This is a genomic window from Cupriavidus sp. CP313, assembly GCF_054072015.1.
In genome coordinates this window covers 441,805-465,648 of record NZ_JBSVZB010000001.1, presented here as the reverse complement: position 1 = coordinate 465,648, position 23,844 = coordinate 441,805, and the positions used below count along the sequence as shown (strand labels likewise).

Sequence of the window (23,844 nt, the reverse complement as noted above, 5' to 3'; positions counted from 1 at the left end):
ATGCTCCCCGCCCTGCACGCTCAGTGGCTGGCCTGCACCGTGCGGCCGTTCAACGGTTGCACCGGGCGGGCGTTCATCGGATAAAGCTGGCGGAATGCGGCCAACTGCGCCGGCGACACTTCCACCGGGGTCTTGAGCACCTGCCAGCGCACGTCCTCGCTGCACGGTGGCGTGGTCAGCGAGCCGGTGAAGGCCCAGTACGACTGCCGGGCCGGCAGCAACGCCGCCACATCCAGCGGCGCCGTCAGTTCGCGCGACGCTCCAGCCTTGGCCGGCAGGCTCGCGAAGACGGGTTTCAGCGCCGCATTCTCCCGCCCGGACTTGAACAGCACCGCCACCACCGCCAGCTTGCCTTCTGCATTCTGGTGCACCAGGTGCGCGACCAGCGGATAGGTCTTGCCGTTGATCTTCTCTTCGCTGGGCGTATGGAAGTGGAACTGCAGCAGCTTGTAGGGCACACCGTCGAGTTCGATCTGCCCCGCGGCGGGCAGGTTGACCTGTACGGTGTGGCCATTGTTGACCACGGTGGCGGGCGCCGCGGCGTAGTCAAAGACGATCGGCTTCAGGTCCGCGGGTTGGACCTTGCCGGTGCGGATATCGATGGGCGACTGGTGCTTGCCCAGCGCACAGGTCTTGTAGTCCTGGTCGAGTTTGGCCCAGTGGCTGGTACCGGTGGGTCCGGTATAGCTCCAGTGCGGGTCATTGCCGGCCCACGTGGCAGGTGCAAGCAAGGCGGTGCAAACCGTGATAATCGGCAGCCTGATGTTCATTGTCGATGCGTCCTAGTGTTGGTAACCCCTTGGTTTCCGACGTGGTGTTATCCAGCTGTCCCAGTCTTGAGTGCCGGATCTTTGCCCGGGCCGGAAATCATGCAGCAAAACCGTCGTCCAGCGAATAAGACATTGGTATGCACTGCATTTAACAAGGGTATGGACTGCATGCACGCATGCGATTGATGCGTGCCGCGCATGCCGTCATGGAACGGACACGGCGCCGACATCTCGCGTGGCACGCTCCACAGGCATCCCCGCTCAGCCGGGGATGCCTGCCTGCCACCGTTTGTCTCGGGATTTCAGCCAGGCCGCGCGCCGGCCTGGTTCGACTCCAGTTGCGCGCGTACCGCGGAGATATGGTCGCCCGCGGCATCGACGGCGTTCTCCAGGTCGCTGGTGCTGCAGCCCAGCTCCCGGCACCAGTACTGCACTTCAAGCGGATCCATCAGGTTGATGCGGCCCGGATCCAGGGGCCTGAACTCGTTTGTCACATCGCTCATGCTTGCCTCCTGTCCATGTCTCGGGGCGACACGGCCCTTGCATTGTAGGCAGTCATCCGGCGCGCGTTGCATGCAAGACGGCCTGAGCTTGCGCATATGATGTACGGGTTACCCAAGTGACAGGACGCCGCATGCCGCGCTCATCCGGTGCAAAACTCTGGTCCACGCTGAACAAGGCCGCGGCCCGCAATGCGCGCCGCATGCAGCGCGCCGTCAACCAGAACCTGACCGGGCCGATGGCCGAGGCCATCGTGCGCAACGCGGTGAAGCAATCGGCTGCAGTCACGGCCGCCACACAGCGCGCACTGTCGGGCGTGGTATCGCCGGTGCAGGCGCCGCAGAGCCGCGGCAGCGGGCGCTGGGAGGAAGGCGCATGGGGCGCGCCACTGGCACCGCGCCGCTACCGCATCTTCGTGCCGGCCGGCATCACGGCGTCGCGGCGCGCCCCGATGCTGGTGCTGCTGCATGGCTGCGGCCAGGACGCCGCCAGCTTTGCCGCGGTCACGCGCGCCGCCGCGGTGGCGCGCGAAGCCGGCTGGGTGGTGTTGCTGCCTGAACAGACCTCGCAGGCCAACGCACAGCGCTGCTGGAACTGGTTCCGGCCCGCCGCGCAGGGCGGCGTCGAAGCCGGGCTGCTGATGGCGCTGATCGACCAGGCTTGCCGCGTCCATCCGGTTGCCGCGGACCGCATCAGCGTGCTGGGGCTGTCCGCGGGCGGCGCGATGGCGCTGATGCTGGGGCTGCGCTACCCTGAACGCTTTGCCGCAGTGGGATCGCACTCCGGCGCGGTGCCCTGGAGCGCCACCAATGCCGCCCAGGCGGCGCGTGCCATGCGCGGGGGGCGCGGGCCCGATGCCAAGGCCATGAAGGCGCTGCGGCTCGGGTTGGCGGGGCGCCGCCCGCCGCCGCTGCTATTGCTGCATGGCGATGCCGACCACGTGGTCGACTTCAGCAACGCGACCGCCGCGGCGGGCATGTGGATGCACCTGCAGCCCGAGGATGCGCACCCGCTGTCCGCGGTGCCGGCACGGCGCATCCAGCGCGGCATGCGCCGTGCGATGGATGTGTCCGACTGGACGGAGGGAAAGTCGCCTTACGTGCGCCTGGTGCGGATCGAGGGCCTGGGTCACGCCTGGAGCGGCGGGGCAGGCGGCCAGGCGTTCTCCGATCCGGCGGGGCCGGATGGGTTGAAGGTGGCGTTGCGGCTTTTTCTGGCGGTTGGGGGGTGAGAGAGTAATCTTGACGCCGCACAACGGGTGATTAAGGTTCTCTTCAGGCCTGAGCCCTACCCCAAACTGACAGGCTCAAACACCACATCACTGGCCGGACAAGCCACACACGGCAAGATCAGCCCCTCTTCCCTCTCATCCAGACTCAACCCCGGCCATTCGATCCGATAGCGGATCGTCCCCGCATGCAGCCGGCTGGCGCAGGCGCGGCAGGTGCCGTTGCGGCAGGAGTTGGGCAGCGCCACGCCTTCGAGCAAGGCAGCTTCCAGCAGGCTCAACGCCGCCGGCGCGGCGAAGCGGGTATTGCCTGGCAGCACGCTTGCGGTGAATTCCGCGCGGTCGTCCGGCGCCACCGGCTCGCGTTCAGCCATGGGCCTCATCCTCCGCTTCCGGGAATTGGGCGCGTCCGTGGGTCGCGTCGCGCAGGGCGTCGCGCGCGGCGTCGAGCTGGGTTGCGGGCATGCGCAGGACCAGCGTGGCCAGCGCGCCATAGGCGGTGCCGGCCAGCGTGCAGCCCGGCTGCGCTTCGTAGTCGAGCCAGCGGCGCACGCGCGGCTCGTCGGCATAGTCGACTGACACCGTCAGGGTGGCGTAGGCGATGCGTTCCACGCGCTCGGCCGTTTTCAGCGCGGCCGCGATGGCATCGGTGTAAGCGCGCACCAACCCGCCCGCCCCCAGTTTGACGCCACCGTAATAGCGCACCACCGCCGCCAGCACGCCGTCCAGGTCATGGTGGCGCAGCACTTCCAGGATGGGCCGGCCGGCGGTGCCGGAGGGCTCGCCATCGTCGGACATGCCCGAGGCGCCGCCAGCCAGCAATGCCCAGCACACGTGGGTGGCGGTGGGGTGCTCGACGCGCAGCGCCTGCAGCGCCGCCATGGCGGCCTCACGGTCGGCAACGGGCAGCGCCAGCGCCAGGAAGCGGCTCTTGCGGATTTCGATCTCGGCCCGGACGGGGGTGGCTAGCGTGTAGGTGGGCAAGCGGAAGGACGGAAGGGGGCAGAAACGGAGGCTGCCGGCATTCAACGGATCCGCGCCTGTGGAGCCGCGGATGCAAAGGGCGAGTGTACCGCAGCGGCATCCGGGGCCTGGCCGAGAGCGCCGCTTTTGTGTCGTATCGTCAACTTGTTGTCACAAACTGCGCCTACGATCCGCTCCGGCCATGCGCAATGCCGCCCGCCGCCCGCCTGTGCCAACAGGTGCCCGGCCCCGCCCGCGGGTCCGGCGCAAATACGCAGTGAACAACATATCCCTTCCTCTTCCCCGGATCGAGAACATGCTTGAACAACCCAATGCTGGCCGCCGCAAGGCCCTGAAGCTCCTGGCCGGCGCGCCGATGCTGCCGCTTGGCCTTGCCTCCAGCGGCCTGCTGGCAGGTTGCGGCGGTGGCGACGACGCTGTCGCCGCGCCGCTTCCGCCGGCCCAGGCCGCCACGTTCACCACGGCCGAGTTCGTCGGCATGAGCGCGCCGACGCTGGCCACGCCGGACGCCATGGCGACCACCACGGTGGGCTCCAGCCTCAAGGTGTCGTTCAGCGACGGCAGCAGCCAGACCTACAAGCTGGCCTACCAGCCGTTCTTCATCACCGGCGACACCCTGCCCGACGGCAAGGGCGGCACCATCCTGGCCGGCGGCTACTACGACATCAACAACAAGCCGATCCTGGACACCTCCGTGGCCGGCAAGGAACGCCAGTTCTTCTCCGACGCGCCGGACGGCAGCTCGCTGCTGACCCTGGCCAACCCGACCGTACCCGGCGTCAAGGGCAAGACAGTGTTTGCGGTGGTGCAGTTCGAGTACACCACGCGCAACCAGGGCAATGCCAGCATGTACGGCCTGCTGCCGTCGCCCATCGCCGTGGTGACGCTGGACCAGGACCCGGCCACCGGCAAGCTGACCCCGGTCAAGTACCACAACGTCGATACCTCGGGCGTCAACGGCCTGTGGATCACCTGCGGCGCCAGCCTGTCGCCGTGGAACACCCACCTGTCGAGCGAAGAGTACGAGACCGACCTGCTGAACGCCAGCGCGGTCACGCAGCTGCAGGGCTACAGCCAGAACCTGTACGGCGACCCGGCGCGCGCCAACGCCTACAACTACGGCCACCTGCCGGAAGTCACGGTCAACCCGGACGGCACCGGCACCATCAAGAAGCACTACTGCCTGGGCCGCATCTCGCATGAGCTGGTGCAGGTCATGCCGGACGAGCGCACCGTGCTGATGGGCGACGATGCCACCAACGGCGGCCTGTTCCTGTTTATCGCCGACCGCGCCCGCGACCTGTCGTCCGGCACGCTGTACGTGGCCAAGTGGCACCAGACCTCGGGCGTGGGCCCGGGCAGCGCCACGCTGTCGTGGATCAAGCTGGGCAGCGCCACCAGTGCCGAAATCCGCGCGCTGGTCGACGGCGGCATCAAGCTGGCCGACATCATGGACGTCAAGACCGCCGATCCGGCAGATGTCAGCTACACCCGCATCCTCTACAACGGCAAGCCGAACTGGGTGAAGCTGATGCCGGGCATGGAAAAGGCCGCGGCGTTCCTGGAAACGCACCGCTACGCCGCACTGGTCGGCGGCAGCCTGGGCTTCACCAAGATGGAAGGCACCACGGTCAACATCAAGGACAAGAAGGCCTACTCGGCGATGTCACGCATCGAGTCGAGCATGCTCACGGGCAACGCCGCCAACGCCGGCGATATCCAGGTGGAAGGCCCGTACTCCGGCGCGGTCTATGAGCTGAACCTGAAGGGCGGCCAGGCCGACAAGACCGGCACGGCCATCAGCAGCGAATGGGTGCCGGTCGACATGGCGGCGGTGCCGGCGCTGGTCAGCGAAGACCTGGGCGGCGGCAAGATGAAGCAGCAGGATGCGCTGGGCAACTTTGCCAACCCCGACAAGGTCGCCACGCCCGACAACCTGAAGTTCTCGGAAAAGCTGCGCACCCTGTTTGTCGGCGAGGACAGCAATACCCACGTCAACAACTTCCTGTGGGCGTACAACGTCGATACCAAGGTGCTCAGCCGCGTGCTGTCGTGCCCGGTCGGCGCCGAATCCACCGGCCTGCACGCGGTGGACGAGATCAACGGCTGGACCTACGTGATGAGCAACTTCCAGCACGTTGGCGACTGGGAGACGCCGCTGCACGACAAGGTCCGGCCCGCGCTTGAAGCGAAGGTGATGGCCAACTACAAGGACCGCTTCGGTGCCGCCGTGGGTTACCTGACGGCCGATCCGACCGGCGTCAGGCTGGCCAAGGCCTGACGCGTAGCGCAGTGCCAGGATGAGGGCGGCGGGCTTCGGCCCGCCGTTTTTTGTTGGGGCACGATCGTCTAACATGGCAACTCCGGCTCATGCCCAGCCTCCCGCCCGTCATGCCTGACCAGCTTCCGCACATCCACTCCGCGCGCCTCAGCCTGCTGCCCTTTCGTGGCGACGATGCAGCCGAGGCGTTTGCCTGCATCACCCCGACACTTGCCCGATTCATGGACTGGGAGCCATCGCCCACGCCGGCGGCTTTCGAAGCCGTGTGGCAAGGCTGGCTGGCAGGCATGGCGCGAGGTTCGGAATTTGTGCTCACCATCCGGCGAGCCGGCGACGGGCTGTTCCTTGGGCTGGCGGGATTGCACCACGCCGACACGCCCGCGCCGGAACTCGGCATCTGGATCCGCGAGGACTGCCACGGCCATGCCTTCGGCCTGGAAGCGGTCACCGCGCTGGCGCAATGGGCGCAGGACAACCTGTCGCCGGCGCACCTGGTCTATCCCGTGGCCGAACAGAACTGGCCCAGCCGCCGGATCGCAGAGTCGCTTGGCGGCACGGTCGTGGGCCAGGCCACGACGCGCAAGTTTGAGCGCTTGATCTACCGGATTCCGGGGCACCGTTGACGTACTGCGGCATCACATCCTGCCCGTGCTGCCGTCCTTCATCAGCTGACACGCTGCCCTCAGGGCAGCGCGCCCCCGGCGCGCCGATTCTGCTACGCTAAGCGCTTTCCCCCGCTGAGCGTGCCATCATGACCGGCTCGACCCAAGACCCCGATGCACGCCGCATGGCGCCCGCCACCGAGCGCAACCGCGAGCCTATCCTTGCGGTATTGCGCAATGTGCTCCCCGCCAGCGGCACAGTACTGGAAATTGCCAGCGGCACCGGCCAGCACGCCGTGCACTTTGCCGCAGCACTGCCGGGACTGACCTGGCAGCCAAGCGATCCGGAAGCCGCCGCGCGCGCGTCGATCGCAGCCTGGACCGCGCATGCGGGCCTGGCCAATGTGCGCGCGCCGCTGGCGCTGGATGTCTGCCGCCAGCCGTGGGGCATCGATGCCGCGGATGCGGTGGTGTGCATCAACATGATCCATATCGCCCCGTGGGCCGCGGCCGAGGCGCTGTTCGAGGGCGCCGGCAAGCTGCTGGGCCCTGGCGGCGTGCTGTTCCTGTACGGCCCCTATCGCCGCGGCGGCGCGCATACGGCGCCCAGCAACGCGGCCTTCGACGCGCAATTGCGCGCCACCGATCCCGACTGGGGCGTGCGTGACATGGAAGCCGTGATCGCGCTGGGCGAGGCACAGGGCATGCGCTGCGACGAGCCGGTGCCAATGCCGGCCAACAACTTCAGCCTAACGTTCCATGTCAATGGAATCAAATAGTTAGCGTATTTTTTCGGGCGCTTTGGGGCACCTGCGATGATCTTCCCCGGATTCAGCGGCGCCCACTCGTTCCCGTCAACAGCAACGCCGTGCGCCGCACCCGCAGCCGTATGTGTGCGGCACAAGCGCCATCAGAACGCCTTGCTGATTTCCAGCCCGCCATAGAATGCGCGAGGCTGCCCACCGGTCTTCTTGACACCACCATAGAAGCCAAGCTTCACGGTCTGGCCGAGCGAGATGCCGGTCAGCACCAGACCGCCCTGCGTGGAGTGGTAAAACGGATCGCCATGCTTGATGACCTCCGCTCCGGCCCACGCATCGCCGAAAATCTTGTAGAGAATCCGGCCGCGCGCCCAATACGCCTTAGGCCCGATGTTGTAGCTCGCGATCCCGTTGACAGCCCAGTGTTGCGCGAACTCCTGCTGGCCGAGGACTGTCAATGCCAGGCCCCATTCGCCGCCGTCGGCACGGTTATCGGCGCCTTCTGGCGACACGCGATTGTAGCGATAGCGCGCGCCGGCCGTGGCTTCAACCCAGCCGGTCTCCCAGCCTTTCTGTACGCCAAGCGCCGCCTCGGCCGACTGTCCGTTCACTGACACCGTCGTGCCGTTAGAGCCGTACTTGTAGTGGTAGTCGCTGACGACGAGCTTCTGGGTGAGGAAGGGCACCGGCAGCCAATTGCCGGTGACACCAGCGTATTCGCTACGCTCACCTCCACCGGCGAAGCTTGCCCCGCCGAACAACGTGCCCGCCATAGCCGGCAACGGGACGATGGCCGAGCCACAGAGGGTTACGATGACGAGAGCATGGTCGGCCCGAATATTCTTGCGCGTGTCCTGCGTCATGCGGCTTTTTTCTTTCATACCGTCGTCGCGTGCGGCGTAATGTTGTAAAGGTGAAAATCGCCGGTTGGCGTCGCTAGCCTGCCCGTGGGCGTCAGCCTGATCGTATGTTCCGTGGCCATGCCTTTCGTGGTACGACGCAAGGTGGCACCAGTGTCAAGATCGAGTTCGATGCTGCTGAACAGCAGCGGCGCCGCGCCCTCGATCGTGGCAATGACCACCGGCAACACACCGGCGCGCAGCGGCTGCATCAGCAGTCCCGGCGCCCAGTTCTGCGTCAGCAGTGGCGCGCCCCCGTCGCGGCTCAGCAATTCAGCCAGGCGAGTAAGAGGCGGAGTCTCGGTTTCGGAAAGGTTGCCCATTTCAAGCTGCAGCCGACTGCCGTACAGAAACGTCTCGAGTGCGCCGGTGTTGCCCTGCGCATCCCAGTTGAAGCGCAGTCCCACTGTGGCCTCCCCGGCGACGCCCGCCGCGGCCTTTTCCGCCCACGCCGCAGATCGGTTGACGAACGTCGCCGCGGCCGCATCGCATACGATCAGATTGGGCAGGTGGATGGCTATGTTTACCGTGTCGCCGCGGGATAACGTTGGAATTGGTTCCCCGATGTAAAGCGCGCCGTTGGGGGAAAGGTCCGATGTCAAGCCAAGGTATGACGTGCCATCAAGGGTCAGCGTGATCGGCAGCCGCAGCGGGAAGCGGTACTCGGTGCGGCGGTTGCTTGCATGGCGGTGAGCGTACACGGTCACCATCGCTGCCGTGAGAAGGGTCACGCAGGTCCATATGAGCGTGACGACGCCTGCACCGACCGGAATGCTTCCTGTATGCATCCGGTACAGGCCTATTGGCACGCTGATTGCCGTAATCCCCGCCAGCACCAGCACCGGCGACATCCAGAGCCACATCCTGCCAGTATCGGAAAGCTGCTTGTCGGTCACGGCAAACGGGATGTTGCGACGAAACAGTCCAATGCTCGTTGACATGAAGGCAAAGAATCGTGTCATGGCGTACTGCTCGCTGAGAAGCAGCGAGTTGTAGCCGCGTCCCAGCTCAAGGTGAACCAGCATCGACAGCAGGTAGTACAGGCAGAACAGCAGCAGGAAAGTGTTGAGCGATGAGACGATGGGTAGGACGCCCGAGAGAAATACTGCCGGCGGTGTCAGAAAGAAAACAAGCTTCTGCCAACCTTCGAAGAAGAAAAGTGCCGACGCGAAATAATTGAGTCGCTGGCCCAGCGTCAGGCCCCGGCTGAAAAGAATTTTTTCGCGCCGGAACACCTGCATCGCTCCCATTCCCCAACGCATGCGCTGCTTCAGGTAGGTGTCAATGCTGTGCGGCGCCAGGCCAAAGGCAAGTGATTCGGCGTAGTACACAGACTTGAATCCCAGCTTGTGCAGCTTGACGGCCGTATGCACATCCTCCGTAACGGTCTCGGTGGCGAAGCCGCCGATTCTCTCCACCGCGGAACGTCGGATCACCGCACAACTGCCGCAGAAGAAGGCCGCATTCAGTGCGTCCTTGCCGCGCTGTATGACTTTGAAGAAGAGCGCCTGCTCATCCCAGACTCGCTTCTTGCCGATGCGGTGGTTGAACGAGTCGATATTGAAGAAGTCTTGCGGTGTCTGCACGAACGCAACGCCCGCATCGCGGAAGAATCCCAGTGTCTTCACCAGGAAGTCCTTGCGAGGAGCATGGTCGGCGTCGAAGATCGCAATGAATTCGCCTTCGCAGAACTGCAGCGCGTGGTTCAGGTTGCCGGCCTTGGCGTGGGAGTTGTTATCGCGGGCGAGGTAGCGGCAGCCCAGATCCTCGGCCAGCTTGCGCATGTCTGGCCGCCGGCCGTCATCCAGTAGCCAGGTAACATGCGGGTACTCCATCCGCGTGGCCGCCAGCAGCGTACGGCGCAGCAGGTCCACGGACTCGTTGTAAGTGGGCACGAATACATCGACCTTCATTCCCGCTGGCGGCGGTACTACCTCCCGCACGCTGAGCCGAAAGGTCATCAGCACGAACAGAAGTCCGCTCAGATAACCGTAGACTTCAGCGGCATACAACGGCAGAGACAGCCACGGCGCGTCCATGTTGACGGTTCCTACGCGCCAGGCGAGATACGCGAATCCGCAAGACACGTAGACGGCCACTAGCCAGGCGATATAGCGTTTGGGCTGCTCAGTCTTCATGTTGGCTTCCAATGGGCGCCTTGCCCGTCGAGCTACAAGCGGAGACCTATGTCGGCATAGTCATGCGACTAGTCCGCATGGTGCCATAGGCGGGAGCTCTTTGACGACCTCATGTCGCATCAGACGGTTGTTGTTTATTTCTGATATGAAGATCATTTAAGGCAGAGGCGGGGACGAGCTGGCTAGTGACCAAAATCTACGCGCAGATTCCACTGTTGCGTGAGTTGATCGCCGAGCGCCTGCGCGATTGAGCGGTGGCCTGCGCAGGGCATACGGTCAATGGTTAAGGAGGGCATTGCAGACGATACGATCCTGGCATGAAGCGTTCCGCCTGCGTGGCGCTTTGCTCTAGAATCGTCCCGTCATTCGATCCTGCGATGCCAGTGCCTTACAGGCCTGCGGCATCGCGCCCGCCACGGAGAACACGATGAAGGTCCAGAACATCCTGCAGACGATCGGCAATACCCCGCATATCCGCATCAACCGGCTGTTCGGCAACGGCCACGAGGTCTGGATCAAGTCAGAGCGCAGCAACCCGGGCGCCTCGATCAAGGACCGCATCGCGCTGTCGATGGTGGAAGACGCCGAACGCCGCGGCGTGCTCAAGCCGGGGGGCACCATCATCGAGCCGACATCGGGCAATACCGGCATCGGCCTGGCCATGGTGGCCGCGGTCAAGGGCTACAAGCTGGTGCTGGTGATGCCGGACAGCATGTCGGTGGAGCGCCGCCGCCTGATGCTGGCTTATGGTGCCACCTTTGACCTGACCCCGCGCGAGAAGGGCATGAAGGGCTCGATCGCGCGCGCCGAGGAACTGGTCGCCGCCACGCCGGGCGCGTGGATGCCGCAGCAGTTCGAGAACCCGGCCAATGTCGACGTGCACGTGCGCACCACCGCGCAGGAAATCCTGAATGACTTCCCCGAGGGGCTGGATGTGCTGATCACCGGCGTCGGCACCGGCGGCCACCTGACCGGCTGCGCCAGGGTGCTCAAGGACAAGTGGCCGCAGCTCAAGGTGTTCGGCGTCGAGCCGGTGGCCTCGCCGGTGATCTCCGGCGGCGCGCCGGCGCCGCACCCGATCCAGGGCATCGGCGCGGGCTTTATCCCGAAGAATCTCGATACGTCGTTGCTGGACGGTGTGATCCAGGTCGATGCCGAGCCCGCGCGCGAGATGGCACGCCGCTGCGCGCGCGAGGAAGGCATCCTGGTCGGCATCTCGTCCGGCGCCACGCTGGCAGCGATCGCGCAGAAGCTGCCCGAGCTGCCGGCCAACGCGCGCGTGCTGGGCTTCAACTACGACACCGGCGAGCGCTACCTGACCGTCGAAGGGTTCCTGCCCGCCTAAGCAGGCATGAGCGCCCCGGCCCGTGCGGCCCGGGCGCTCAGAACGCTTTGGGCAGCCGCTCAGCGCGACAACAGGCCGTGCCGCTTGTGCCAGTCCGCCAGCGATTCATCCGGCCAGGTGCGGCAGTGCACATGGCCTTTGCCCTTGGGCACGTCGACCCAGGGCGCGACAGAATCCAGCGCAGCCTCTACCACCTCCGGCGGGCGCGGCAGCGCTGTGTCGATGGCCGATGCATGCGGATGCACCAGGTGCGGCCAGCGCGGGTCCCACAGCCACAGCGCGCTGCCGCACTTCACGCAGAAATGCCGCTGCGCCGGCGAGCGCCGCGCGCGCTTGCCTGGCTCGCGCAGCACCGCGTGATAGACGCCCAGGTGCTTGCGCCCGCGCACGCGTAGCGTGGCGGCATCGCCGCCGAGGTTGATCGCGTAGCCGCCGCTCCCCGCGGTCTTGCGGCAGATCGAGCAATGGCAATGCATATAGGGATAGGGGGAATCGGACTCGAGCGAGAAATGGATGGCGCCGCAATGGCAGGAGCCGTCTAGATGCATGGTGTGGGCCTTTGCACGGTGGCGTTCAGGACAGTCCATTGACTGTAGAAAACCCCGGGCAAAGTGCCAAGGCGGCGGTGATGGCTAGAGCGCCTTGCGGAATGTCAGGTTGATGCGCAGCCGCCCCAGCAGCGGATGGTCGCCATCGGCCAGCGGCGCCACGCCGTGGAAGGTCAGCCGCGACGGCCCGCCCCACACCACCACGTCGCCATGCGCCAGCCGCACCCGCTGCGGACGGTCCGCGCGGCGCATGCCGCCGAACAGGAACACCGCGGGCAGCCCCAGCGAGACCGAGACGATGGGCGCGCTGAAATCGCGCTCGTCGCGATCCTGGTGCAGCGAGAGCCGGGTGCCGGGCTCATAGCGATTGATCAGACAGGCATCCGGCTCGAAACCGGCAAAGCCCGCTTGCGCCGCCGCGGTGGTGGCCAGTTGCCGGAAACTCGCCGGCATCTCCGGCCACGGCTTTCCGTTCAGCGGATCGACGGGGTCATAGCGATAGCCGCGCGCATCGGAGACCCAGCCGACCGTGCCGCAGTTGACCATCGCCACCGACATTTTCAGCCCGCCGGGGGTGATCATGTGCCGCCAGGGGGCAAGCGCGATGATGGCCTGGACGTCGGCCAGCAGCACTTCGGCATCCGCACGGGCCAGGCCGCGCAGGACTACGGCGCCGTCGGCGAGGGGTTCGATGGCGGGGCTGGCCGGGCCGCTCGGTGGCAGGTCGTCGAACAGGTCGAAAGTCATGAGGTGGAGGATTGCCGGCGTCTTGGCGCGGTCAGGCGACCGTCAGTTCCAGCCGCTTCCCCAGCGCCCGGAATGCGGCCTCGATCGTATCGATCTTGGTCGCATGGTCCAGGTTGACGATACGCTGCACCTCTTGCTTGCGCGTATTCAGCCGGCGCGCCAGTTCCGCCTGCGTCACGCCCTGCGCGAGCATCTCGTTAAGCAGGAGCACCTTCGCCGACACGCTGGCCGGCAGCTCGACCAGATGCTGGCCGCGTTTTGCCTTTGACGGCAGCGGCACCGGGCGGCCATCTTCGAAATAGAACTCCATGGCCGTGGCGAGCGCATCGGCGGCCATCTCGCGGGCCTGCTCGATGGTGTCGCCGCTGGTCAGGGCTTCGGGGATATCGGGAAACGACACAGCAAAGCCACCGTCGTCCGGGACGATGTTGGCAGGGAAACGCAGCATATTGGGACTCCTTTGACGACAAGGGCACGTTGGGGCGTGAGATTGAAGACTCAGGCCGAGTTGCTTGAGAATCGCCTTGCGCAACCCCTCCCGGATCTCGTGGCTGGGATGCCGTGGCAGCGTGGTCTGCCTGCCATTGAGATACACCCTCACATGCTTCGCGCCTTCACTGAAGGTGGCGCCCTGTCCGGCGAGCCATCGCCGGAATTCACTCTGCTTCACCCGAATTCTCCTGCACCTCAGGGGAAATCAAGGGTAAGCAAAAATGTTTACTGATTCTAGCAGCAATCCGTTAAATCTGGTTGCAGGATTGTGAGCGAAATACATGAACTGCCCCGCCGCTGACATGACAAAGGCCGCCCGTCGGGCGGCCTTGCTTTCTTCCGTGGCGCGCAATCACCACGCGCTACACAGCGCGAACTCAGGCAAACGTATCGATCTCGCCACGCCCAAGCACGCGCGCGGGACGGGCGGTCGTACTGGCCACTGCCGCCGGTTCAACAGCCGCCAGCGTGCCGGCACCAAAGCTGGTTTGCCCGCGCCCATTCCCCGGCGCTTGCTGTTGCTGCCCGTTCCCATTGCCCGCCTGGCTGGCAAAGCCGTCTGCCCCCACCGAAGTCTGGCCAAGCTGGATGCCGCTTTCCGACAGCGCGGTGCGCAGGTGCGGCAGCGCCGCTTCCACCGCGGCGCGCACGGCCTGGTGGGGCGAGACGAACTGGGCCTGGGCCTGATCGTTGACCACGTTGAGCACGACCTTGAGCGGCCCGAGGTCGGGCGGGTTCAGCTGCAGTTCGGCGCTTTGCTGGCCTTGCGTGCTCAGGCGGATCATCTGCTGGCCGAGGGCTTGCGGCCACTGGCTGTCGTACAGCGGCGGGGTGACCACGGGACGGGCGGCCGCAGCGGCTGCAGTAGCCGACGGGGCGGCCTGGCCGGCCAGCGCGGCGGCCACGGCTTGTGTGTTGTCGGGGCTGGCCGCGGCAGCCTCGCCGGTGCGGGCGGCAGCCTGCGCGACGGCGAACGGCGTTGCCACGGGTCTGGCATTCGCCGTGCCGGGGTTGGCGGCGAGCGGATCGGCGCGGTGCTGGGCGATGCCGCTGTCCGGGCGATTGCCCGATCCGCCGGCGGACTGGCCGCTGGTGTCCTGCTGCTGGACGGCCAGCACGTCGCCCCGGATGGCCTGCGTCGTGCCGGCCTTGCCGTCGGTGCCTGCGCTGGTGCTGGCCTGCATTGCGGCGCGCTGGGACGCGATGGTGGCCAGCGTGTCGGCTACCGAAGGCTGTGCGGGCCGGGCTTCGGTGGTGACGACCTGCAGCGTGTCCGGCAGCGGCGTGGCGGCTGCCGGCGTGGCATCGGCCTGGACATCTGCCGTGGCCGGCTGCGTGGCATTTGCCAGCGCCGCCTGCAGTGCGGCGGCGCCGCCGGTGTCGGCTACGCCGGCGAGGGCGGAACCTGGCGCGCCCGGTGCGGCAGCAGGGCTGGCCGGGGCGGCGGCAGGCAGCATCAGTGCCAGGGCCGCTGCGGCAGCGGCTGCGGCATCCGTCGGCGTGGCCGCCGCGGTGTCGTCCTGGTCCTGGTCTTCATCCTTGTGGCCGGCCGCGGGCTTCTTGCCGGCCGCGGCGGCTGGCTGCGGCTTGCCGGCATCGGCCTGCGCCGCGGGCTGGCGGGATGCGGGCTGGTCGCGCGCGGCGGTTTCCCTGGCCGGCGGCGCGGGGGCCTTGTTGCTTTCGCGGGCGCGCGACAGCGCGTCGCCGAATCCGCTCGCGGTTGCGTCGGCGGTGGCGCGCCTGGCGCCCTCGACCGCATTGGCGGCGCTGCTGACAATCTGGCTGATATCGATCATGGGGTTGGCTACGGGTGTGGCCCGGGTCAGGCTTCGCTCAGGCGGCTGGCCGTGGTGCGGGCCAGGCGGGCGGCGTATTCGTCGTTGGCGCGCTGTTCGCGGCGCGCGGCAACCTGGTCTTCCTTTGCTTCGGCGCGCGCGATCAGCGTGTCGAACGAGTTCAGGCGGCGCTTCTGGTGCTGCCAATGGTTGCGCCCTGCCAGCAGGTCGGCTTCGGCCTTTGCCAGCGCCGCGCCCTGCTGGCGGATGGCATGGTCGAGCGAATCGAGAAAGCGCGAGAAATCCTGCCAGCGGCTCGAGGTCATGCCTTCGGCGGCCACCACCTGCATGCGCGCGCGGTACTCATGGCGGTACTCGGTGAGCTGGTTGAGCTGCTGCTCAGCCTGCGTGCGCAGTCCCTGCAGCCTGCCCAGCTCGCGCGCGGCGGCGTCGGTATCGTTCTGGGCGAGGTCAGCCAGCGTATTAAGCGGTGAATGCTTGAGCATGTTCACTCCTGTCGAAGAGGCTGTGAAGCTGGGCGATGGCGTCGTCGTAGCCGGCGCGCTCGTGGATGTCTTGCTGCAGGAAAGCCTCCATGCGCGGGTGCAGGCGCATCGCCAGGTCCAGCTCCGGGTCGTTGCCCGGCACATAGGCACCCACGCTGATCAGGTCGCGGTTGCGCTGGTAGCGCGACATCAGCTGCTTGAAGCGGCGCACCGAGCCGAACTGCGCGTTCGGGATCAGCGCGGTCATGGCGCGGCTGATCGATGCTTCCACGTCGATGGCCGGGTAGTGGCCGGATTCGGCCAGGCTGCGCGACAGCACGATATGGCCGTCCAGGATGGCGCGCGCGGAATCGGCGATCGGGTCCTGCTGGTCGTCGCCTTCGGTCAGCACCGTGTAGAACGCGGTGATCGAGCCGCCGCCTTCGGGGCCGTTGCCGGTGCGCTCGACCAGCGTCGGCAGCTTGGCAAAGACCGAGGGCGGATAGCCCTTGGTGGCCGGCGGTTCGCCGATGGCCAGCGCGATCTCGCGCTGCGCCATGGCGTAGCGCGTTAGCGAATCCATGATCAGCAGCACATGCTGGCCCTGGTCGCGGAAATACTCCGCCAGGCGCGTGGCGTAGGCCGCGCCCTGCATGCGCAGCAGCGGCGAGGTATCGGCCGGCGCGGCCACCACGACCGAACGTGCGCGGCCCTCGGGGCCAAGGATGTTCTCGATGAACTCCTTCACTTCGCGGCCGCGTTCGCCGATCAGGCCGACCACGATCACGTCGGCGCTGGTATAGCGCGCCATCATGCCGAGCAGCACGCTCTTGCCCACGCCCGATCCCGCGAACAGGCCCATGCGCTGGCCGCGTCCTACGGTCAGCATGCCGTTGATGGCCCGCACGCCGGTATCGAGCACAGTCTCGATCGGCGCGCGCATCAGCGGGTTGATCTGCTCGCCGGCCAGCGGCACTTCCATGGCGGCGGTGATCGGGCCCAGCCCGTCGAGCGGGCGGCCCGCGGCATCCAGCACGCGGCCCAGCAGGCCGGCGCCAACCGGCAGGCGCTTGGAGCCCGGTTCGCGCGGCGTGGTGATGCCGGCCGGCTGCGGCGATGGTTCCAGCGGGTAGACGCGTGCGCCCGGCAGCAAGCCCACCACGTCCGATTGCGGCATCAGGTAGAGCCGGTCGGCGCCAAAGCCCACCACTTCCGCTTCCGCGGTGCGCGGGGCATTGCTGTCGGTGGTGAACTGCCCGGCGGGCAGCTCGATCAGGCAGTCGCTGCCCACCGGCAGGCGCAGGCCCACGGCTTCCAGCACCAGGCCCGCGGCGCGCGTAAGGCGGCCGCAGCTGCGCTTGCTGTCGAGCCCGGCGATGCCGGCCGCGGCGCTGTCCAGCGCGCCGATCCAGCGTTGCGCATGGGCCAGCGCGGGATCCGGCGCGGGCGTGGCCTGCTCGGCGGCGTCAGGCATGTGGTGGCTCCCATGGATCGTCGCGGCCCAGCGCCTTGACCACGCGCGTCCAGCGCGTGGGCAGCGTGGCATCGCGCTCGCCGCTGGCGGCGCTGGCGATGCAGCCCCCGCGCGCCACCGACGGATCGGCGCGCACGGTCCAGCCGGCGGCCGCCAGTTCGCCATGCAGGTGGGTTTCCACCAGCGCCACGTCGTCGGGATGCAGCAGCAGGCTGGGCGATCCGCACAGCGCGGGTTCGCTGGTCAGCAGCTCGCGCACGGCCGGCAGCAGCACCGCGGGGTCGTCTGCCAGGGCAGAGCGCACCAGCTGGCGCGCCACGTCAAGCGCCAGCGACACCAGCGCGCGCGAGACCTGGTCGTCCACGCCGCTGAGCGCGCTGCGGAAGTTGGTGGCCAGCGCCTGCAGCTGCGTGGCCTCGTTGCGTGCGGCTTCCAGGCCGCGGGCGTAGCCTTCGCGGTGGCCGTCGCCGTAGCCCTGGGTCTGCCCCTGGGTGTAGCCCTGGGCATAGCCTTCCTTGCGCGCGCCTTCGCGCATCGCGTCGAGCGCCTCGAAGTCGATCGGCGGCGGTGCGGGCTCGGATGGCATGGCGGCCAGGGCTTCGGGCGGCGCCATATCCCGGGGATCGAGCGAGCCCATCTGCCAGCGCTGCCAGCCGGCTGCGCCGCCACGCGCGCGGCGCGGGGGCTCGAACGGCGCAAAGCCGCCAGGCTCGGCGGCCGCGCCGTTGCCGGCAAGGGAAGAGAGCGGGTCGCCGCGCGGCGCGCGGCGTGCGGCCTGGCCGCGCTCAGGGTTTGCCTCAGACATAGGCATCGTCGCCTCCGCCGATCTGCACTTCGCCCGCATCCGCCAGGCGTCTTACCACCTGCAGGATGGCCTTCTGCTCGGCCTCGACCTGCGACACGCGCACCGGGCCCAGCGCGTCCAGGTCCTCGCGCAGCATCTCGCCGGCGCGGGTGGACATATTGCGGATGAACTTGTCGCGCAGTTCCTGCGGCGCGCCCTTGAGCGCGACGATGAGCGACTCGGTGGCGATTTCCTTGAGCACGCGCTGGATGCCGCGGTCGTCGACCTCCAGCAGGTTCTCGAACAGGAACATCTCGTCGATGATCTTCTGCGCCAGGTCGCCGTCGTGCAGGCGCACGCCGTCGATGACCGCCTCTTCGTGCGCGGTGCTCATCAGGTTGATGATCTCGGCCGCGGTGCGCACGCCGCCCATGCGGCTGCGCTTCAGGCTCTGGCCCGCCAGCAGCTTGGTCAGCACGTCGGTCAGTTCCTGCAGCGCGCCCGGCTGCACGCCGCCGAAGGTAGCGATACGCAGGATCACGTCGTTGCGCAGGCGGTCGGTGAACAGCCCCAGCACTTCGGACGACTTCTGGCGGTCCAGGTGGATCAGGATGGTGGCGATGATCTGCGGGTGCTCCTCACGGATCAGCTCGGCAATGGCCGTGGCGTCCATCCAGTTCAGCGAGTCGATGCCGCCGCCCGGATCGCGCGATTCCAGGATGTCTTCAATCACCGACTGGGCGCGTTCCTCGCCCAGCGCCTTGTTCAGCACGCTGCGGATAAAGGCGTTGGAATCGACGTTCAGTGCCAGGTACTGCTCGGTCTCGGAGCGGAACTCGCCCAGCACCTCGGCCATTTCCTCGCGGGTGACCGAGCTGAGCGTGGCCATGGCCGAGCCCAGCTCCTGCACTTCGCGCTGCGACAGGTGCTTGAACACCTCGGCCGCGGCATCCTCGCCGATCGCCATCATCAGGACGGCGCTCTTTTGCAGGCCAGATTCGGAGATGCCCTTAGCGGTTGTCATTGGCAATCCAGTTCTTGATCACGCTGGCGACCAGGCGCGGGTCGCGCTGTGCGGCGTCGCGCACCAGCGCGAGGTCGCTTTCATACTTGGCGGCAAGCCGCAGGATTTCCGGGTTGGCGGGCTCGTCCGGCGGCAGCAGCACTGCCTCGGTCTCGTCCCTGGCTTCCGGTGCCGGCAGCGGCGGCGAGGTGTAGCGGCGCAGGATCGGGCGCGCCACCTTGAACCACACGAACAGCGCCAGCAGTGCCAGCAGCAGGTAGCCCGCAAGGGTCTTGCCCAGCTCAATCATGTCGGGCTGCTTCCACAGCGGCACCTCGAGCGCGGCCTTCTCGCGCTCGGCGGTGAACGGGCTGTTGACCACGTTGATGGAGTCGCCGCGGTCGGCCGAGAACCCCATCGCCTCCTTGGTCAGGTTCTGGATCTGCGCCAGCAGTGCCGGCGGCAGCGCTTCGGCCACGAGCTTGCCCTTGGCATCGGCCTGCTGGCGGTAGTTGACCACCACCGCCACCGACAGGCGGCGCACGCCGCCCGGTGCCTGCTGCACGTGGCGCACGGAGCGATCCAGCTCGTAGTTGACGGTGGAGTCACGGCGATTGCTGCTGGGGCCGCTGGAAGCCGTGGAATTGGCGCCCTGAGCCCCCTGGCCCGGCTGGGCAGCTTGCCCCGGCTGTCCCGGTTGCCCAGCTGCCGGAGCACCGGCCTGTCCCGGCGCCTGGCCCGCACGCGGTGTCTGCGGCGTGGTCACGGGAGCGGCGGCGGCGGCCGGCGGCTGGTTCGACAGCGCCCCGGGCACGCCGCCCGGCGGCGTGGCACCCTGCTGGGTCGATTCGCTGGTCTGCTGGCTGCGGATGGCCGAGCGGGTCGGGTCCTGGTTGGGCTTGTAGCTCTCGTCGGTGTGCTCGACGATGGAAAAGTCCACGTCGGCGGTCACCTGCGCGCGCACGTTGTCCTTGCCGACGATCGGCGTCAGGATCGCTTCGATGCGCTTCAGGTAGTTCTGCTCCAGCGCCTGGACGTACTTGAGCTGGGTCGCGTCGAGCATGCGCTCGTTGCCGGTGTTCGACAGCAGGTTGCCGTGCTGGTCGACGATCGAGATCGACTTGGGCGTCAGCTCCGGCACGCTGGACGACACCAGGTGGCTGATGGCCGCGACCTGGCCTTCATCGATGGCGCGGCCCGGGTACAGCTGCAGCACGATCGACGCGGTCGGCTTCTGGCGCTCGCGCACGAACAGCGTCGGCTTGGGGATGGCCAGGTGCACGCGGGCGGACTGCACCGCGGCGATGGACTCGATCGAGCGCGCCAGCTCCCCTTCGAGCCCGCGCTGGTAGTTGACCTGCTCGGCAAACTGGCTGATGCCGAACTTCTGGTTGTCCATCAGCTCCATGCCGGCCGTGCCGCTCTTGGGCAGGCCCTGCGACGCCAGCCGCAGGCGGATCTCGTGGACCTTCTCGGCCGGCACCATCACCGCGCCGCCGCCTTCGGCGAACTTGTACGACACGTTCATCTGCTGCAGCGACTGCAGCACCGCGCCGCCGTCGCGCTCGGACAGGTTGCTGTACAGCACCTTGTAGTCCGGGCTGCGCGACCACAGCACACCCACGGCGATGGCCGCGGCCAGGGCTGCGCCGGCCAGCATCAGCGGCAGCTTCGGGTTGGCCTTCAGGCGCTCGATCACTTCTGCCGGGCGCCCGGGCAGTGCCACGGCCGCGGTCATGCGCGTGCTCCGGATCCGGCGCCGCGATGCTCGCGACGGCACGGGCGATGCTGACCGCCTTGGTCGTCGGCGCGGCTCACGGCACGGCTCACATTACGCTGCAGAGAAAACACGCGTACTCCCGAATCGATGGTTGTCTAGTGATTTCCGGAGCCAGCACGGGACGACAGCCCGCGCTCTTCCGGCACGGTGGCAATGATCGGCCAGACTTGAGCCTGACAATCCGGCGAATAGACGCGGTTTTTTGTCCGATTTCGGCCCATGGAGGGGCGGCACCGGCGGGTACTCTGCGGGGGCTGAAACTGGGTGCGAACCGCCTGAGGCCCGCCTGCCGGCAGGCTGTTATGTGATGCAAGGGGCGCGCCACAAGACGAACTCTGCCGGTGGACCGGCATACGACGAGCCATATGACCACTATCTCTTCCATCGAGGGCATGCTGCAGCAACTGCGCGGGATGTCCCAGGTTGCCTCGGGCAACAGTGCCAGCCAGTCCGCCGCGCCGGTCGGCGGCGGCTTTGCCGGCGAGCTGCAGCGCTCGCTGGGCCGCATCAACGCCGCGCAGGAACGCGCCTACGGCCAGGCCGAGGCGTTCGAGCTGGGCAAGCCCGGCGTGGCGCTCAATGACGTGATGATCGACCTGCAGAAGGCTAATGTGTCGTTCCAGACCGGAGTGCAGGTGCGGAACCGGCTGGTGGCGGCTTACCAGGAAATGATGAATATGGCGGTGTAAGGCCACCGGCCTGCCCCGAAAGCAAAGAGCCCCTGGCGCGCGCAAGCGGCCAGGGGCTCTTGTCGTCAGGAAGGCCTGCCGGGTCAGGCCTGCGCTTCAGCGCCTGCGTCCATGCCCGCTTCAAGGTGGTAGATCCACGCCAGCAGCTCTGCCACGGCCACATAGAGCTGCGGCGGCACGTGGCTGTCCAGGTCGACCTGCATCAGCAGGTTCACCAGGGTGGGTGAATCGTGGATATAGACGCCCGCTTCGCGCGCGCGGGCGATGATGGCTTCGGCCACCACGCCGTAGCCTTTGGCGACCACGCGCGGGGCCCTGTCGCTGTGCTGGTAGGACAGCGCGATTGCCGTGCCGCGGTCTTCCGCCGCTTCGCTCATCGCGCCTCTCCCTCCGTCATGTTGTCCTGGGTCTGCACGCTCAGGCGCTGCAGCACGATGCCCTGGGCCTCCAGCTGGTTGCGCAGCAGCGGCCGCGCCGCGATGAAACGCGCCGCGACATCGGTTTCGGGCGTTGCCACGCGGGCGTCGAGCCCTGCCGGTCCCAGTGTCAGCACCGCTTCGACGATGCCGAGGCTCGGCAATTGCAGCCGCAACCGGCTGGACCATGGCCGGGCGCTGTCGTCATGGCCCTGCGCGGCCCCATCCGCATCGGGGCGCAGCAACTCCCACTCCATCGGCACGCCGGGCCAGGCTTCGCCGGCAAAGCGGAACTGCTGCGTGGCGAGCAGTTCCAGCTGCTGGCGGACCACGCCTTCGGTCGCCGGATGGATGGCCGGGCCGGCTGCCGCGGCCTGCCGGCCGGCGTCCGCCGAGGCGGTGTCCGGAGGGCCCACGGCGGCGCGCGCCGCGTGGGGAGCGAGGCTGTCCGGCGCAGCAGTGCGCGCGCCAGCCTCCGCGGTGGTCTGGTAGGCCTGCGTGGCCAGCGCCGCGGCGGACTGGCGCTGGGCGCCCGGTTCGGCAGCGGCTTCGCGGCTGTAGGCCGCCGTGGTGGCGTTGCCTTGCCGCAGCGCCTGTTCCGCCGCCGCATGGCTGTGGGCCACGCGCGGATTGCCGGCCGAGGCCAGCGCTTCAGCCAGCACCTGCGAGGCCGGAATCAGCGGCGGCGCTGACGGCCGCACCGGCTCTGCCGCTGCGGCACCGCCGGCATAAGTCAGCAGCGCAGACGGCAGCGTCGTTGCAGCGGCTTGCGCAGTGCCACCTGGGGCAGCCGCTCGGGCCGGCACCGGTACTTGCGCCTGCGGTTCCTGGCGGATGCCGGGCAACGCGCGCGCGCCGGCAACCCACTGCGCCAGGTGCGATTCGTAGAACAGGCCGCTCTGCCCGACCGTGTTGGCAAGGGCCGCCGCGGCGGCCTGCGCCGAAGCCGGCGTGGGCGCGGCGGCCAGCAGCGGGCCGGCGCTGCGTACCGGCTGCGCGTCGGTACCGTCCATCACCGCCAGGATGGCGCGCGCCGCCGCGCTCAGCGATTCCTGCGTCGAAGTGCCCGGCAGCAACGTAGCCTGGCCTGCCAAGGCGTTGGCGCCGGTGGCCTGCTGGCTGTGGCGGATCGCCTGGCCGGTGGAGTTCTGGACATTCGACTCGGTGGCCTCGGGCACGGGCTGCAGCGCCGCCAGCTTGTCGATGGCAAGCGCCGTGCGCAGCGGTTGTGGGTCCGGGGCCTGACCGGGTGCCAGGCCTGGAGGCAGATGGATGCCGGTCATACGGGTCGCGTGAATGCAGACGGCGGGCTTTCCGGCCCGCCGCAGGGAGTAGCGCAGCGGTCAGGCTGCGTCAGGCGGTGGCGCCGTAGGCGGCGGACAGTTCGAACTGGCGGCGTGAACTGGTCAGCATGTCGCCGAGCTTCTTCAGTTGCGGCATGGCCAGGTCACGGATGCGGGCGTCGTAAGTGAGGATGCGGTCCAGTAACTGGTAGCGGCGCATGCGTTCCGCATCGGAGAACGGTGCCTCGTGGTCCATCTGGCGCAGGCGGTCCACCTGGGCCAGGTAGCCTTGCTGCAGCTCGGTGACGGTGTCCCAGTCAGCTGCCTGGGCGGCCTCGTGCATCCGTGCCGACAGCGCGAGGATTTCCTCGTAGCAGTCCACGATCGGGGAAAACTTGGGAAGGGAATCCATGTCAGTTGTCCTGTAAGGCGGGTTGCCGATCCGCGGCCGCGGCCGTGTCGTCGATCTGCGCCCAGGCCGAAGCCAGGCTTTCGAGCAGCGTGTCGACCTCGGCCAGCAGGGCCGCGTCGCTGCGCAGGTTGGCCAGCATCAGCCGGCGCACCATGTATTCATACAGGGATTCGAGGTTGGCGGAGATCTCGCCGCCAGCCTCATGGTCGAGCACGGCGCGCAGGCCGTTGTCGATGATGTCGATGGCCTTGGAGATGGCGTTGCCGCGTTCGGCAATGCTGCCACCTTCCAGGTGGAACTTCGCCCGTGCGATGGCCGCGCGCGCGCCGTCGTACAGCATGGCGATCAGCTTGTGCGGGCTGGCGCTCATGGCACCGGTCTGGACGCCCACCTGGGCGTAGGCATTGGCGGTTGCGCGGGCGAACATGGTTGGATTCCTCTGGCTCT

Annotated in this window: 25 protein-coding genes and 1 pseudogene; 6 read left to right on the top strand and 20 right to left on the bottom strand. The window is 67.6% G+C overall.

From position 1 onward, the window contains the following. Window positions 1-20: 20 nt before the first annotated feature. On the bottom strand, window positions 21-770 hold the full coding sequence (locus ACW4E8_RS02090; RefSeq protein WP_456802990.1) for a carbonic anhydrase: 750 nt from the start codon (window positions 768-770) through the stop codon (window positions 21-23). A 302-nt stretch (window positions 771-1,072) separates the two neighbouring features. Continuing rightward, on the bottom strand, window positions 1,073-1,273 hold the full coding sequence (locus tag ACW4E8_RS02085) for a DUF3606 domain-containing protein (RefSeq protein ID WP_010810704.1): 201 nt from the start codon (window positions 1,271-1,273) through the stop codon (window positions 1,073-1,075). 131 nt (window positions 1,274-1,404) lie between these two features. Here ACW4E8_RS02085 and ACW4E8_RS02080 point away from each other — a divergent pair, with 131 nt between their 5' ends. Then, on the top strand, window positions 1,405-2,502 hold the full coding sequence (locus ACW4E8_RS02080; protein WP_456802989.1) for an extracellular catalytic domain type 1 short-chain-length polyhydroxyalkanoate depolymerase: 1,098 nt from the start codon (window positions 1,405-1,407) through the stop codon (window positions 2,500-2,502). A 56-nt stretch (window positions 2,503-2,558) separates the two neighbouring features. Here the strand turns inward: ACW4E8_RS02080 and ACW4E8_RS02075 are convergent, their stop codons facing one another. Together ACW4E8_RS02075 and ACW4E8_RS02070 are read right to left on the bottom strand one after the other, a co-directional pair. Next, window positions 2,559-2,873, bottom strand: a complete 315-nt coding sequence (locus tag ACW4E8_RS02075) for a 2Fe-2S iron-sulfur cluster-binding protein (protein ID WP_456802988.1) — start codon at window positions 2,871-2,873, stop codon at window positions 2,559-2,561. Beyond that, a complete protein-coding gene (locus tag ACW4E8_RS02070) occupies window positions 2,866-3,483 on the bottom strand; it encodes an IMPACT family protein (protein ID WP_456803029.1) in 618 nt (205 codons plus the stop codon). The genes ACW4E8_RS02075 and ACW4E8_RS02070 overlap by 8 nt, the downstream gene beginning before the upstream one ends. A gap of 295 nt (window positions 3,484-3,778) precedes the next feature. Between ACW4E8_RS02070 and ACW4E8_RS02065 the strand changes: the two genes are divergently transcribed. From ACW4E8_RS02065 to ACW4E8_RS02055, 3 genes are all read left to right on the top strand, one after another. Next, the gene (locus ACW4E8_RS02065; RefSeq protein ID WP_456802987.1) at window positions 3,779-5,764 is read left to right on the top strand and encodes a PhoX family protein; all 1,986 of its coding nucleotides are present in this window, start codon (window positions 3,779-3,781) and stop codon (window positions 5,762-5,764) included. 110 nt (window positions 5,765-5,874) lie between these two features. Beyond that, window positions 5,875-6,387, top strand: coding sequence for a GNAT family N-acetyltransferase (locus tag ACW4E8_RS02060; RefSeq protein ID WP_456802986.1), 513 nt, complete (start codon window positions 5,875-5,877; stop codon window positions 6,385-6,387). A gap of 128 nt (window positions 6,388-6,515) precedes the next feature. After that, on the top strand, window positions 6,516-7,145 hold the full coding sequence (locus ACW4E8_RS02055) for a DUF938 domain-containing protein (protein WP_013953965.1): 630 nt from the start codon (window positions 6,516-6,518) through the stop codon (window positions 7,143-7,145). A gap of 131 nt (window positions 7,146-7,276) precedes the next feature. Here the strand turns inward: ACW4E8_RS02055 and bcsS are convergent, their stop codons facing one another. Then, window positions 7,277-8,008: a cellulose biosynthesis protein BcsS gene (bcsS, locus tag ACW4E8_RS02050; protein ID WP_456802985.1), complete on the bottom strand. Its 732-nt coding sequence runs from the start codon at window positions 8,006-8,008 to the stop codon at window positions 7,277-7,279. Continuing rightward, window positions 8,005-10,164, bottom strand: coding sequence for a glycosyltransferase family 2 protein (locus ACW4E8_RS02045; protein WP_456802984.1), 2,160 nt, complete (start codon window positions 10,162-10,164; stop codon window positions 8,005-8,007). Before ACW4E8_RS02045 ends, bcsS begins: the two co-directional genes overlap by 4 nt. 427 nt (window positions 10,165-10,591) lie before the next feature. On the opposite strand from ACW4E8_RS02045, the gene cysK reads away from it, so the two are divergent. Further along, window positions 10,592-11,509 (top strand): cysteine synthase A, encoded by a 918-nt coding sequence (gene cysK, locus ACW4E8_RS02040; RefSeq protein ID WP_078201148.1) that lies wholly within the window; start codon window positions 10,592-10,594, stop codon window positions 11,507-11,509. 59 nt (window positions 11,510-11,568) lie between these two features. On the opposite strand, the gene ACW4E8_RS02035 is transcribed toward cysK, so the two are convergent. The 10 genes and pseudogenes from ACW4E8_RS02035 to fliF all read right to left on the bottom strand — a co-directional run bounded on the left by ACW4E8_RS02035 (window position 11,569) and on the right by fliF (window position 20,555). Beyond that, complete coding sequence (locus tag ACW4E8_RS02035; RefSeq protein WP_456802983.1) at window positions 11,569-12,057, bottom strand: GFA family protein; 489 nt, start codon at window positions 12,055-12,057, stop codon at window positions 11,569-11,571. Between the two features lie 84 nt (window positions 12,058-12,141). Further along, window positions 12,142-12,804: a DNA oxidative demethylase AlkB gene (gene alkB / locus ACW4E8_RS02030; RefSeq protein ID WP_456802982.1), complete on the bottom strand. Its 663-nt coding sequence runs from the start codon at window positions 12,802-12,804 to the stop codon at window positions 12,142-12,144. Between the two features lie 31 nt (window positions 12,805-12,835). Next, the gene (locus ACW4E8_RS02025; protein WP_456803028.1) at window positions 12,836-13,252 is read right to left on the bottom strand and encodes a type II toxin-antitoxin system HicB family antitoxin; all 417 of its coding nucleotides are present in this window, start codon (window positions 13,250-13,252) and stop codon (window positions 12,836-12,838) included. A gap of 51 nt (window positions 13,253-13,303) precedes the next feature. Further along, window positions 13,304-13,474, bottom strand: a pseudogene (locus ACW4E8_RS02020) (type II toxin-antitoxin system HicA family toxin); the annotation flags it as partial. 199 nt (window positions 13,475-13,673) lie between these two features. Then, window positions 13,674-15,092 carry a flagellar hook-length control protein FliK gene (locus tag ACW4E8_RS02015; protein WP_456802981.1) on the bottom strand — a complete coding sequence of 473 codons (1,419 nt, stop codon included), beginning with the start codon at window positions 15,090-15,092 and terminating at the stop codon, window positions 13,674-13,676. 26 nt (window positions 15,093-15,118) lie between these two features. Then, window positions 15,119-15,577: a flagellar export protein FliJ gene (gene fliJ / locus ACW4E8_RS02010; RefSeq protein ID WP_316155955.1), complete on the bottom strand. Its 459-nt coding sequence runs from the start codon at window positions 15,575-15,577 to the stop codon at window positions 15,119-15,121. Continuing rightward, window positions 15,555-17,030: a flagellar protein export ATPase FliI gene (fliI, locus tag ACW4E8_RS02005; RefSeq protein WP_456802980.1), complete on the bottom strand. Its 1,476-nt coding sequence runs from the start codon at window positions 17,028-17,030 to the stop codon at window positions 15,555-15,557. The genes fliJ and fliI overlap by 23 nt, the downstream gene beginning before the upstream one ends. Further along, entirely contained in the window at window positions 17,023-17,841 is an 819-nt protein-coding gene (gene fliH / locus ACW4E8_RS02000) for a flagellar assembly protein FliH (protein ID WP_456802979.1), read from the bottom strand. The genes fliI and fliH overlap by 8 nt, the downstream gene beginning before the upstream one ends. Then, window positions 17,828-18,838: a flagellar motor switch protein FliG gene (gene fliG, locus ACW4E8_RS01995; RefSeq protein WP_456802978.1), complete on the bottom strand. Its 1,011-nt coding sequence runs from the start codon at window positions 18,836-18,838 to the stop codon at window positions 17,828-17,830. Before fliG ends, fliH begins: the two co-directional genes overlap by 14 nt. Next, a complete protein-coding gene (gene fliF / locus ACW4E8_RS01990; protein WP_456802977.1) occupies window positions 18,825-20,555 on the bottom strand; it encodes a flagellar basal-body MS-ring/collar protein FliF in 1,731 nt (576 codons plus the stop codon). The genes fliG and fliF overlap by 14 nt, the downstream gene beginning before the upstream one ends. Before the next feature lie 407 nt (window positions 20,556-20,962). Between fliF and fliE the strand changes: the two genes are divergently transcribed. After that, a complete protein-coding gene (gene fliE, locus ACW4E8_RS01985; protein ID WP_041688225.1) occupies window positions 20,963-21,286 on the top strand; it encodes a flagellar hook-basal body complex protein FliE in 324 nt (107 codons plus the stop codon). An 83-nt stretch (window positions 21,287-21,369) separates the two neighbouring features. Here fliE and ACW4E8_RS01980 read toward each other — a convergent pair whose 3' ends face one another. The 4 genes from ACW4E8_RS01980 to fliS all read right to left on the bottom strand — a co-directional run bounded on the left by ACW4E8_RS01980 (window position 21,370) and on the right by fliS (window position 23,824). Continuing rightward, window positions 21,370-21,663 carry an EscU/YscU/HrcU family type III secretion system export apparatus switch protein gene (locus ACW4E8_RS01980; protein WP_456802976.1) on the bottom strand — a complete coding sequence of 98 codons (294 nt, stop codon included), beginning with the start codon at window positions 21,661-21,663 and terminating at the stop codon, window positions 21,370-21,372. Next, the gene (gene fliK / locus ACW4E8_RS01975) at window positions 21,660-22,985 is read right to left on the bottom strand and encodes a flagellar hook-length control protein FliK (protein ID WP_456802975.1); all 1,326 of its coding nucleotides are present in this window, start codon (window positions 22,983-22,985) and stop codon (window positions 21,660-21,662) included. The genes ACW4E8_RS01980 and fliK overlap by 4 nt, the downstream gene beginning before the upstream one ends. A 70-nt stretch (window positions 22,986-23,055) precedes the next feature. Then, window positions 23,056-23,397 carry a flagellar protein FliT gene (locus tag ACW4E8_RS01970; protein ID WP_456802974.1) on the bottom strand — a complete coding sequence of 114 codons (342 nt, stop codon included), beginning with the start codon at window positions 23,395-23,397 and terminating at the stop codon, window positions 23,056-23,058. Between the two features lies 1 nt (window position 23,398). Next, on the bottom strand, window positions 23,399-23,824 hold the full coding sequence (fliS, locus tag ACW4E8_RS01965) for a flagellar export chaperone FliS (protein ID WP_456802973.1): 426 nt from the start codon (window positions 23,822-23,824) through the stop codon (window positions 23,399-23,401). Between the last annotated feature and the right edge of the window lie 20 nt (window positions 23,825-23,844).